At 43.4% G+C, this 12,618-nt stretch carries 8 protein-coding genes; 6 read left to right on the top strand and 2 right to left on the bottom strand.

Going from position 1 to position 12,618, the window contains the following annotated elements; genetic code table 11:
• Nucleotides 1–233: 233 nt before the first annotated feature.
• Nucleotides 234–482 (bottom strand): hypothetical protein, encoded by a 249-nt coding sequence (locus tag QZ323_RS07220; RefSeq protein WP_294633938.1) that lies wholly within the window; start codon nucleotides 480–482, stop codon nucleotides 234–236.
• 351 nt (nucleotides 483–833) lie between these two features.
• On the opposite strand from QZ323_RS07220, the gene QZ323_RS07225 reads away from it, so the two are divergent.
• The 5 genes from QZ323_RS07225 (at nucleotide 834) to QZ323_RS07245 (ending at nucleotide 7,040) form a co-directional block, all read left to right on the top strand.
• Entirely contained in the window at nucleotides 834–3,155 is a 2,322-nt protein-coding gene (locus tag QZ323_RS07225) for a transglycosylase domain-containing protein (RefSeq protein WP_294633939.1), read from the top strand.
• A 66-nt stretch (nucleotides 3,156–3,221) separates the two neighbouring features.
• Nucleotides 3,222–3,590 carry a 2-amino-4-hydroxy-6-hydroxymethyldihydropteridine diphosphokinase gene (locus QZ323_RS07230; RefSeq protein WP_294633940.1) on the top strand — a complete coding sequence of 123 codons (369 nt, stop codon included), beginning with the start codon at nucleotides 3,222–3,224 and terminating at the stop codon, nucleotides 3,588–3,590.
• Between the two features lie 62 nt (nucleotides 3,591–3,652).
• Nucleotides 3,653–4,402: a 3-deoxy-manno-octulosonate cytidylyltransferase gene (kdsB, locus tag QZ323_RS07235; RefSeq protein ID WP_294633979.1), complete on the top strand. Its 750-nt coding sequence runs from the start codon at nucleotides 3,653–3,655 to the stop codon at nucleotides 4,400–4,402.
• Nucleotides 4,396–5,685 carry a pitrilysin family protein gene (locus QZ323_RS07240; RefSeq protein ID WP_294633941.1) on the top strand — a complete coding sequence of 430 codons (1,290 nt, stop codon included), beginning with the start codon at nucleotides 4,396–4,398 and terminating at the stop codon, nucleotides 5,683–5,685. The genes kdsB and QZ323_RS07240 overlap by 7 nt, the downstream gene beginning before the upstream one ends.
• Nucleotides 5,686–5,873: 188 nt before the next feature.
• Nucleotides 5,874–7,040, top strand: a complete 1,167-nt coding sequence (locus QZ323_RS07245) for a phosphatidylinositol-4-phosphate 5-kinase (RefSeq protein ID WP_294633942.1) — start codon at nucleotides 5,874–5,876, stop codon at nucleotides 7,038–7,040.
• A gap of 103 nt (nucleotides 7,041–7,143) precedes the next feature.
• On the opposite strand, the gene QZ323_RS07250 is transcribed toward QZ323_RS07245, so the two are convergent.
• Nucleotides 7,144–8,082: a ribose-phosphate pyrophosphokinase gene (locus QZ323_RS07250; RefSeq protein WP_294633943.1), complete on the bottom strand. Its 939-nt coding sequence runs from the start codon at nucleotides 8,080–8,082 to the stop codon at nucleotides 7,144–7,146.
• 171 nt (nucleotides 8,083–8,253) lie between these two features.
• Here QZ323_RS07250 and QZ323_RS07255 point away from each other — a divergent pair, with 171 nt between their 5' ends.
• Nucleotides 8,254–12,618, top strand: coding sequence for a DUF5113 domain-containing protein (locus tag QZ323_RS07255; RefSeq protein ID WP_294633980.1), 4,365 nt, complete (start codon nucleotides 8,254–8,256; stop codon nucleotides 12,616–12,618).

A 12,618-nucleotide genomic window follows, 5' to 3' on the forward strand; every position in this document is an offset into this window, starting at 1 on the left:
ACAAGTAATGTAATGGAGCATAACAAGTAATGTAATGGAGCATAACAAGTAATGTTATGAAGTATAACAAGTAATGTTATGATGCTTTTCATTATATGTTATGATGCATTCCTCCGAACTAAAATAACACTTAAAGATAAATACCCTATTTCATTCCTTACATCTTTCACCCATCAGTTAATCATATAATACACAAATGTTTATGGTGAAACTTCTTGTAGTAGAAGAGGAACTTATTTACCAGTATTCCCATCCGTGGTTTGTTGTATCCGGTACGCCGGTTCCGCGTATTCGCCATGGTCTATAGTAGTAGTCATGTACACAAACTCTATCTGGTCAAAGCTGAGGTTTAGCATGACAAAGCTAAGGTTTAGCGACACAAACGTGAACTTTAGCCACTCCAAATTTCCGAGTACATAACACTTGCTATTCTTGCATACTACTTTTTCACCTTTCAGGTTCTTTTGGATTAGCCTAATCATTTGATTAATAAAATATTGGGCTGAAACAAAAGACCGAAAATCAAGGGTGAGACTTCAGCATCCTCTTTCTGATTCCTTAGTTTCAGGACAATGTGTTATAAGTCAAACTGTTAACGTATGGCTGAAAGAGCTGAAGAACAAATAAATGATATAAAAAACAGAGGTAGAGTAATCTTTGCAATTCCGCCAACGGATTGAGTAGAGTAAAATTGCACTAATTTAATTTCGCCAATGGGGCTTTCACATGTTTTTCTATCGAAAATACAGGGTGTTCCAATATAATTCCGTATCTTTGTCCACCTATATTGGGTAATTTGTATAGTTGAATTTGTGTATTTATAGTAAAAAAGCATGATAAAGTACATCATAAAAATTCTTTGGATATTTTTAGCCATTACGATGCTGGCTTGTGTTGCCGTATTCTTTTCCATTGCTAAAGGTTGGATAGGATATATGCCTCCTGTCGAAGATTTAGAAAATCCTAATTACAAGTTTGCTACACAGATTTTTTCAGAAGATGGAAATGTGCTCGGGACATATTCGTTCAGTAAGGAAAATCGCATTTACGTAGGGTATGAAGATTTGTCTCCCAACATTATTAATGCGTTGATCGCTACGGAAGATGTGCGCTTTGCCGAACATTCGGGAATTGATGCCATAGCCTTGTTTCGTGCCATCATAAAGCGCGGTCTGTTGTTTCAGAAGAATGCGGGTGGCGGAAGTACCATTACGCAGCAGCTTTCCAAACAGTTGTATTCCCCCAATGCGGATAATGTGATGGAACGTTTGTTCCAGAAACCCATAGAGTGGGTCATTGCTGTTAATTTGGAGCGGTATTATACTAAAGAGGAGATATTGACCATGTATCTCAACAAGTTTGATTTTCTGAACAATGCTGTGGGGATCAAGACTGCAGCCCACACTTATTTCGGATGTGAGCCGTCGGAACTGAAGACGGAAGAAGCTGCTTTGCTGGTGGGTATGTGCAAGAATCCCTCTTTCTTCAATCCACTTCGCTTTAAGGAACGTTCGCGCGGTCGACGCAATGTGGTGCTCGACCAGATGCGCAAAGCCGGATATATCACTGATGTGGTGTGCGATTCTCTTCAGGCTCTTCCGCTGACGCTGAAGTACACCCGTGTGGACCATAAAGAGGGTATAGCTACCTATTTCCGCGAATATCTGCGCGGTGTGCTGAAGGCAAAGAAACCGGTGCGCAGCGAATATCGCGGCTGGCAGATGCAGAAATATTATGAAGACTCACTTGACTGGGAAAGGAATCCCCTGTTCGGATGGTGCGAAAAGAACTTCAAGAAAGACGGTTCCAAATATAATCTCTACACGGACGGTTTAAGGATATACACCACGCTTGATTCGCGCATGCAGCAGTATGCCGAAGAAGCCGTAGAAGAACACCTGAAAGAACTGCAAGTCCAGTTTTTCAGGGAAAAGAAAGGACGCAGTAAGGCTCCATATAGCAACATGCTCACTCAGCAGCAGGTGGATGAAATTCTTGCCCGTACCATGAAGCAGTCTGAACGGTATAGCAAGATGAAGCAGGCAGGGGCGTCTGAAGCTGAGATAGAAAAAGCCTTCAACACGCCCAGGGAAATGTCGGTATTTACGTGGGAGGGTGAAAAAGATACGGTTATGACGCCAATGGATTCTATCCGTTATTACAAGCACTTCCTTCGTGCCGGATTCATGTCGATGGATCCGCGCAACGGACACGTGAAGGCGTATGTGGGCGGTCCGAACTACAACTATTTCCAGTATGACATGGCCATGATGGGGCGTCGCCAGGTGGGTTCTACCATCAAGCCGTATGTCTATACGCTGGCAATGGAAAGCGGCTTTTCTCCTTGCGATGAAGCGCGCCATGTGGAATATACGTTGTTTGACGAGAATGGCAAACCGTGGACACCCCGAAATGCCAATAGCAAACGGTATGGGGAGATGGTAACCATCAAGTGGGGACTGGCTAATTCCGACAACTGGATTACCGCTTACCTGATGAGCAAGCTCAACCCATATTCATTGAAACGGCTGATCGAGAGTTTCGGGGTACGCAATCGTGAAATCGTGCCCTCAGTCTCCCTCTGTCTGGGACCCTGCGAGATATCTGTAGGGGAAATGGTGAGTGCCTATACGGCATTCCCTAATAAAGGCATACGTGTGGCTCCTCTTTTTGTCACTCGGATTGAAGATAATGAGGGGAATATCCTGGCTACGTTCTCGCCCGAGATGGAAGAGGTGATCAGTGTGGGCAGTGCTTACAAGATGTTGGTGATGCTTCGTGCCGTGATCAACGAAGGAACGGGAGGACGTGTCCGCCGCTTGGGTGTGAAAGCGGATATGGGTGGTAAGACTGGAACGACCAATAGCAATTCCGATGGCTGGTTCATGGGCTTCACGCCTACGTTGGTATCCGGTTGCTGGGTCGGCGGCGAAGAACGTGATATCCATTTCGATTCGATGGCATTCGGACAGGGAGCCTCTATGGCATTGCCCATTTGGGCGAAGTACATGGTGAAGGTCTTTGCCGACAAGACATTGGGTTATGATGAGAATGACAAGTTCCAGCTTCCGGAAGATTTCAATCCCTGCAAGGATAATACGGACATGACGCTGGAACTTGCATCGGACAGCGGATTGGACGAACTGTTTGATTAACGTTTCGTCCGGATCCGGATTGGAATTGTGTAATATGATGTATTGTCTTATTCCCTGAATATAGCCGTGATTTATACGCTCAGCATTGGCAGTAATGAACATCGGGAAGAGAATCTTTCATTGGCACGGACGCGTTTGAAAGAGTGGTTCCCTGACATCCGTTTCTCTACGGAGATGGAGACGGTGCCGCTTTATTTCTTTCATTCTCCTTTATTCTCCAATCAGGTGGCGCGCTTCGCGTCGGCAAAGAGTGCGGTGGAAATCACTGCGTACCTGAAAGCCATCGAACGGGAAGCCGGACGGACACCGGACGAGAAGGCAAGAGAAATCGTGCGGTTGGATATCGACCTGCTGATGTGTGACAATACAGTTTACAGGCCCGACGACCTGCGCCGCGACTACATCCGTTGGGGATTGGAGGAACTTGAGAAGTGACGGACACTGGTTAGTCGTGCAGGCGGATTGAATAGAATAGTAAAATGAAGAAATAAGATATGTTGAAGTTTTTAGGAATAATCCCTGCTCGTTATGCATCCACGCGTTTTCCCGCGAAGCCGCTGGCTATGTTGGGCGGGAAAACAGTGATACAGCGGGTATACGAACAAGTGGCAGGCGTACTGGATGATGCCTACGTGGCTACGGACGATGAACGGATAGAAGCGGTAGTGAAAGCCTTTGGCGGCAAGGTGGTGATGACTTCTGTTCACCACAAAAGCGGTACGGATCGTTGCTATGAAGCCTATACCAAGGTTGGAGGAGACTTTGATGTCGTAGTCAACATCCAGGGGGACGAACCTTTCATTCAGCCCTCTCAGTTGGAAGCCGTGAAGGCTTGTTTTGACGATGCCTCCACTCAGATTGCTACGTTAGTGAAACCCTTCACGCCCGATAACGGATTCTCTGCTTTGGAGAACGTCAATTCCCCCAAGGTGGTACTGAACAAGAATATGAACGCCCTCTATTTCAGTCGTTCTATTATCCCTTACCAGCGTAACGCCGACAAGCAGGTTTGGCTGGAAAACCATACGTATTACAAACACATCGGGTTGTATGCCTATCGAACTGAAGTGCTGAAAGAGATTACCTCTCTGCCCCAATCAGCACTTGAACTGGCAGAATCGTTGGAACAGCTTCGTTGGCTTGAAAACGGTTATACCATCAAGGCAGGTGTCACGGATGTGGAGACCATAGGTATAGATACTCCTCAGGATTTGGCGAAAGCGGAAGCATTTTTAAAGTTATGTTAGACAGGAGTATTCAGCCTTTTATCCGCGAACCGGAACAGTTGGAGGTGCCATCTCCCCAATGCCAGGTGATGCCGAATGGTATACCTCTCTATATACTCAATGCCGGCGACAATGAAGTGATGCGTATTGATGTGCTGATGAAGGGCGGACGCTGGCAACAGACTCAACGTTTGCAGGCATTGTTCACTAACCGTATGTTGCGTGAGGGAACGAGGTGCTATTCTGCCGCTGACATAGCCGGGAAGCTGGATTATTACGGTGCCTGGTTGGAACTTTCCAGTTCTTCAGAATATGACTGCATCACACTCTATTCCTTAAATAAATATCTGCCTGAGACTTTGGATGTCTTGGAGTCGATACTGAAAGAACCTCTCTTTCCGGAGAAAGAACTGGGTGTGATTGTCAACAACAACATCCAGCAGTTCCTTATAAATAGCTCGAAGGTGGATTTTTTGTCCCATCGCATTCTGGTAAATGCCTTGTATGGTAGCGGGCATCCTTGCGGGCAGTTGGTGCAGGAGGCAGATTATCATGCGATCAATCCTTCTGTGCTGCAATCTTTCTATGACGATCATTACCATTCCGGAAACTGTACGATTTATCTTTCAGGCAAGGTCGGCTATGAGGCTGTTCAGCGTATAGAAGCACTTTTCGGAAGCGAACCTTTCGGCAAAGGTTTCCGCAGTCCGGAGAAGAGGTCTTACCAACCTGTGACCTCGTCCGAAAAACGCTTCTTTGTCGAACGTACAGATGCGGTGCAGAGTGCTGTCCGTATGGGAATGCTCTCTATGGACCGCCATCATCCCGACTTCCTGAAATTCCGTGTCCTGATAACCCTGTTGGGTGGATATTTCGGAAGTCGCCTGATGTCCAACATCCGTGAGGAAAAAGGATATACATACGGTATTTTTGCAGGTTCCATGCACTATCCCGGCAGTGGAATGTTCCTTATCAGCACAGAGACTGCAAATGAATTTGTAGATCCTCTAATCAGAGAGGTTTATCATGAGATAGACCGTCTGCAAAACGACCTTGTTCCAGTCGAAGAGCTTGCTATGGTAAAGAATTATATGCTGGGAGATATGTGTCGCAGTTACGAGTCTGCTTTCTCGCTAGCCGATGCCTGGATCTTCGTTCATACTTCCGGCTTTTCCAATTCGTATGTGAAGGATTCTGTAGATGCCGTGAAGAGTATCACTCCAGAAGAAATACGGGAATTGGCTTCACGCCATTTGTGCAAAGAGAAATTAAAAGAAGCGGTATCCGGCAAAAAAATGTCATAAAAAACGTGTCAAGCCTCACCTTTTTGGAAGATTAATCGTATCTTTGTGCAAATACAGTATAGAGTCTGTAACAAATTACTATCTTTATACGTCTTAAGGACAGTTTTTCTGTTTGGCATACTCAAGAGAAATCTGTTGTTTCTCGTAAACGTTGCCTTTATTGTTAAATTGTTAACTAATAAAATTCAATGAGATATCTATATTCTGCACTTATAGTGGCATTCTTGTCTTCCAACGGGATGATGGCTCAAGAAAAGAAACCTGGTTTCTTTGATAAAGTAAAAAACACATTCTCTTCTGAGATAAAAATAGGGACATACACCTTCAAAGATGGTTCTGTGTACACGGGCGAAATGAAAGGGCGTAAACCTAATGGAAAAGGGAAAACCGTTTTCAAGAATGGCAATATCTATGAAGGTGAATATGTGAAAGGCAAACGCGAGGGATATGGCACGTACACCTTTCCGGACGGTGAGAAGTACGAAGGACAATGGTTTCAGGACCAACAGCACGGTAGAGGTATCTTCTATTTTGTGAACAATAACCGCTATGACGGGATGTGGTATCAAGACTACCAGCAGGGACAAGGAATCATGTACTATTATACTGGTGACACCTATGAAGGCGACTGGGTGAATGACAAGCGTGAAGGCCAGGGCATATATACTTGGAAGAATGGTTCAAAATATGAAGGTACATGGGTGAATGATAAGAAGGACGGCAACGGCTTGTTCATTTGGAATGACGGTAGCAAATACGAAGGCGACTGGAAGAATGATGTCCGCGATGGAAAAGGAACCTTCGAATATGCCAATGGAGATAAATACGTGGGTGACTGGAAGGATGATATGCAGCATGGCAAAGGTATTTATTTCTTTCATACGGGAGACCGTTACGAAGGTGCCTATGTGCAGGGCGAACGTACGGGAGCCGGTATCTATTATTATGCCAATGGAAACAAGTATGTAGGTAATTTCAAGGATGGCATGCAAGACGGTAAGGGTGTGTTCACTTGGGCAAGCGGTGCAGTGTATGACGGCGAATGGAAAGATAATCAACGCGACGGATACGGTTTGTACAAATGGAACGTCGGCGATTCATATGAAGGAGAATGGAAAAACAACCAGTTCAATGGTCAGGGTACGCTAATTATGACAGACGGTACGAAATATAAAGGTGGCTTTGTGAATGGTATGGAGGAAGGTAACGGTGTGCAAGAAGATAAGAATGGTAATCGTTACGAAGGTTTCTTCAAGCAAGGCAAGAAACACGGTCCTTTTGTAGAAACAGATAAAAACGGAACAGTAAAAAGGAAAGGTACCTATAAGATGGGAAGGCTGGACCTGAATAATTGAAACGTAAGCGAACAAACATAACGAAAAATAAAGGCTGCGCTATTTGAATAGCGCAGCCTTTATTTTTCGTTATTGTTTGTCCAATAGATAGGAAAAAGTGCAATTAGATGATGTATTGCGAACTGATAGATTCGTTATTCACCACTCTCTTGATTGTTTCGGCAAACATATCAGCAATACTGAGCTGTTTTACTTTAGCGCATTTCTTAGAGTAGGGGATACTGTCAGTGAATACAATTTCTGTCAAGGCGGATTCTTGTACGCGGAAAGAAGCCGGGTCGGACATCACACAATGGCTGGCAATGGCACGTACCGATTTGGCTCCTGCTTCCAACATGATGTTGGCAGCTTTCGTGATGGTGCCGGCTGTGTCTACAATATCGTCCACCAATACTACATTCTTGTCTCTCACATCACCGATAATTTGCATGGAAGCAACTTCGTTTGCTTTCTCACGCGACTTGTTGCACAATACCAAGGGTACTCCCAAATATTTGGAGAATGTGCTGGCACGCTTGGAACCGCCCACGTCGGGTGTAGCAATCACTAGATCTTTCAGCTTCAGCGATTCAATGTAGGGAAGGAATACGGCAGAGGCATACAAATGGTCTACCGGAATGTTGAAGAAACCTTGAATCTGGTCGGCATGAAGATCCATCGTAATCAGACGGTCGATACCTGCCACCGAAAGTAAGTCGGCCACTAATTTAGCGCCGATAGAAACACGGGGCTTGTCCTTTCTGTCCTGTCGTGCCCATCCGAAATAAGGAATAACTGCAACTACGCTTTTGGCTGATGCTCTTTTGGCAGCATCAATCATCAGCAGAAGTTCCATCAGATTATCGGAATTAGGGAAAGTGGATTGAACCAGGAATACATGTGCGCCACGGATTGACTCTTCATAGGAAACTGCAAACTCACCGTCGGCAAAGTGGGTGATGTTCATCTTTCCCAAAGGGCAATCGAGGCTTGCGCAGATTTTTTCTGCAAGGTATCTCGAGTTAGTACCAGAGAATACCATTACGGGTGCTTTTTCGCTCATTTTGTAATAGAAGTTACCTATTTGTTTAATTTGACCGCAAAGTTATGAATTTCCCGCTACATTCTACAAGACTTATTGTAGAAAAATCTTTTTCTTTCCCGGATTTATTCGTAGCTTTGCTATGTGAAACGCTTTTCTTCTATATTATCGGCAATTTTGCTGCTTACCTGTATGGTGGTGGTCTCTTGTGTGGGTACTGCCCCCACAAAGGAGGTACGTCTCATTGATTCACTCAATCAAGTGGCTTATTCGTATCGCTATAAAGACTTGTATTCTTCCTGTCATGCAGCTACACGGGCTTATGAGAGTGTGAACCTTTATCGGCAGGGAAAAGCGGAAGCCTCTAACCATTTGGGCTTTTGTGCTTTTATGCGTATGGACTTTGAACGGGCAGAGAAGTTTCATAATGAAGTGTATAGCCTGACTAAAAATGAACTGGAATTATTGATTGCTGACATTGGATTGATGAAGATCTATCAGCGGACTGCTATGAATAAGGAGTTCTATGATTATCGTAACAGTGCTCTCCGTCGTATGAAACGGATTAGTGAAGATGATAATCTTTTTGTAGATAAGCACGAACGATTACGGTTGAACTATGCGCGTTCCGAGTTCTATATTGTTTCAGCTATATATTACTACTATTTGCAGCAACGCCCGGAAGCTATGGCCTCTATCGCTGAAATATTTCCTCAGGAAGAATTGGCGGCAGATACTAATCAGTTATTGTATTATCATTATATTAAAGGATCGGCAGCCTTGTGTGAAGGGGAGAATGCAGACGAACGTCGTTTGAAGGAGTTTGACGAGCTGTATATGACTTGGAAAATGGCTTCTCGCAACGGGTATCTCTATTTTGAGGGTAATGGGGTTCAGGGGCTTGCTAATCTTATGGCATCTCCGGATAATTATGAATTTTTCCGGAGCAGGCGCTTTCATGCTTTAAAGCAGTTTGCTATTCCGGTGGATTCTTTGTTGCCTATGCGTTTAGGACAGTTGGCTCTGAAAAAGTTTAAGCAGTATAACGACTTGTACCAGATTGCAGGAGCTTATGTTTCAATTGGCAAGTACCTGAATGCACATGGCAGCTATACTGAGGCACTGGATACATTGACCCTTGCTTTGGAATGTGTGAACGAACATCATCGTCATTTTTATGATTGCCACGATAGTTTGGATTGGCTGAAAACGTTCGATGTTCGTGACACCATCTCTTCTGAGAAAGCATGGATACAGCGAAAGGTACGTACTGTTCCGGAATGGATTTCACGCATTCGCGAGCAATTGAGTGTGACGTATGCCGGACTGGAAATGAAACAACCTTCGGACTACAATCGCAATATCTATTTGGATATTATGGAGGACACACGCCAAGACAAGGAGCTTGAAAGCCGTTATTTGGCTTTGGAAAACGAAGCTAAGCAGTTGAATATATTATTAGCTTTTGTCGTTTTGGGTTTTGTTTTGGTGGTATTGTTTTTCTGGATATTCAACAAGAGGTCTAAGGAGCGAAACCGTGTTCATTTGTACCGCTTAAGACAAATGTTGGATATTTGCCAGAAGATAACAGCCTCTATTCCTACGGATGCACAAACGGAAGAGGAAATAGTGGATGCTATTCTCTTTGCTGTTCAGGCGGATATGGAAAATCTGTTTGGAACAAAGGATATTCGGATAGAAGATGGTCATTTGGTCGTATCTAAGCGATTGACCAAGGATGAGAAGGCTATGATGCATGTGATTACTCCGTATGTCAAATGGGCGCTTGATAATGGAATGACTTCTATTTCGCTGGGCGATGAACGCCGCCGTTTAGAGAAAGAACGTTATGTCTACGAACAGCATATAGCGGGAAATAAACGGCAGAATATAGTGAAGAAATCTTGCGTTGCTATTATAAACGGTATTCATCCCTACATTGATCGTATCATAAACGAAGTACACAAACTGACGGAGAAAGGCTTTATCTACAATGACTGCATTAAAATGGAAAAATATCAGTATATAGATGAACTGATAACGACAATTAATGAGTATAATGATATCTTGGCGCTGTGGATACATATGAAGCAGGGTAGTTTGAATCTGAATGTTGAGGTATTCGGATTGAATGAACTCTTCGATTTGATAAAAAAAGGAAGCCGTGCTTTTGAGATGAAACAACAACTGTTGGAAGTCATTCCGACCGATGTTTGTGTGAAGGCGGATAAGGCTTTGACGTTGTTTATGATAAATACACTTGCAGAGAATGCCCGTAAGTACACTCCTCGGGGAGGTGCTGTGAGGGTATATGCCCAGGCGGAGGAAAAATATGTGGAAATCTCTGTAGAAGATAATGGTTATGGGCTTTCGGAAGAGGACGTGGCGCGCATTATTGGAGAGAAACTGTATAATTCGCAGGAAATAGGAGTACTTGATACCATAGATCGGGACGAACTGCGGAAAAATAAGGGCAGTGGTTTCGGTTTGATGAATTGTAAGGGTATTATTGAAAAGTATAGGAAAACGAATGAAGTCTTTAAAGTCTGTCTGTTTAATGTGGAAAGTACATTAGGAAAAGGAAGCCGTTTTTATTTTCGCTTGCCGGTCGGAGTACGCAAAACGATGATGATTCTCTCATGCTTGTTTCTGCCTTGTGGCATAGGCGCATGCCACAAGAGTGCGGAAGATACTATTGTACAGTCTGATGAACTTTATGTGCAAAATGCACAAGATTCTTTATCCCAGTTTATGGAAAGTGAATATGAAGCTTTATTGAACGAAGCTTCTGATTATGCCAATGAAGCCTATTACAGTAATATAGCTGGAGATTTCGAACAAACATTGGAATATGCAGATTCTGCTATCGCTTGTCTGAATGCACATTATAGGAAATATGCCCGTCATCCACGGCATTATATGACATTGACCGGTGAAGGAGAACCGGGGGAATTATCATGGTGGAATCATTTTTTTAATTCGGACTTCCACGTAATATTAGATATACGTAATGAAGTGGCTGTCGCCTTTCTTGCCCTGAAACAATGGGATGCATATGCTTATAATAATGCCGCTTATACCACTCTGTACAAACTTTTGGGCGAAGATCAGTCGTTGGAGGAATATTGTAATCAGTTGGAGCATTCTACCAATAATAAGATGGTGGGCATTATTCTGTTTGTAGGGTTGATCGGCATATTGTTACTTGGGTACTATGTCTTGTATATACGCAAACGTCTTGTCAACCGTTGGAATCTGGAACAAGTATTAGAGATTAACAGACAGATATTTACCGCCTCCCTCACTCAATTCCCGGAAACAGAAGAGGCATTGCAACGGGAGGAAGACACATTGAGAAATGTTCCTCAACGTATTGTAGACGAAGCGTTTGATGCAATAAATGAACTGTTGGTTATTGAACGATTAGGTATTGCTGTTTATAATCAGGTGACCCATCAATTGGAGTATGTATCTAATTCGATGGTGGGTAATATGATGTCGGGAACTATAGAGAATGGATGTCCGATGGTAAATGAAAATTGGAAAGAAGTTGTTGGGAATTGTTTTGACCAAAACAAGCGGTTGTCTGCACCAGAATTTGAAGCTTTGCCTTTAGTGGTGGATGTAGCTGGAGATTCGCGCTGTATAGGTGTGCTGTATATCGAACGTCAGGCAGATACAGAGCAAGAAACTTCTCATTTATTGTTGGAATTAATAGTGCGTTATATTGCAATTGTTGTGTTCAATACTGTAGTAAAGTTGGTAACAAAATATCGGGATATTGAAGCTGCCCACGAGGAAGTACATCGTGCATCATGGGAAGATGGACTACTGCATGTTCAGAATATGGTATTGGATAATTGTCTGTCTACCATTAAACATGAAACGATCTACTATCCTAACAAGATTAAGCAACTTGTCGGTAAACTTCGTTCTGGACTATTATCGGAAACTGAAGAGCAAGAGACCGTATCTGCCATTCGTGAATTGATAGAATATTATAAGGGTATATTTACAATTTTGAGTTCGTGTGCCTCGCGTCAGTTAGAGGATGTTACATTTCGTCGGGGGACAATTGCAGTTCCGGAGTTGTGCTTGTTGACAGAAAAATACTTCCGTAAGGTAAACAAAGGAAAGCCGTTTACTGTATCTTTCCATACGGAATCTATTGATGAACAGGTAGTAGGGGACTTCATCCAATTGCGTTTCTTGTTGGAGAATCTTATAGATGAAGCTTTGGCTACATCAATGAATGGGAAGCTTTTTCTGAAAACGATGCTTGATGGAGAATATATCCGTTTTCTTTTCACGGATAGGCGGAGAGAAAAAAACTGTGAAGATTTAAATCAGCTTTTCTATCCAGATTTGAAGCGTATGACTACAACTGGAGAAAAAGGTGAATTGCGTGGAACGGAATATCTCATTTGCAAGCAAATTATTCGTGAGCATGATGAGTTTGCAGGCATAAGAGGATGCCGCATCAACGCTGAACCGGCAGCAGAAGGTGGATTTACTGTTTATTTCACAATACCAAGAAAAAAGATAAAGGAGATATAA

This window comes from uncultured Bacteroides sp. (genome assembly GCF_910585845.1).
Lineage (GTDB): Bacteria > Bacteroidota > Bacteroidia > Bacteroidales > Bacteroidaceae > Bacteroides.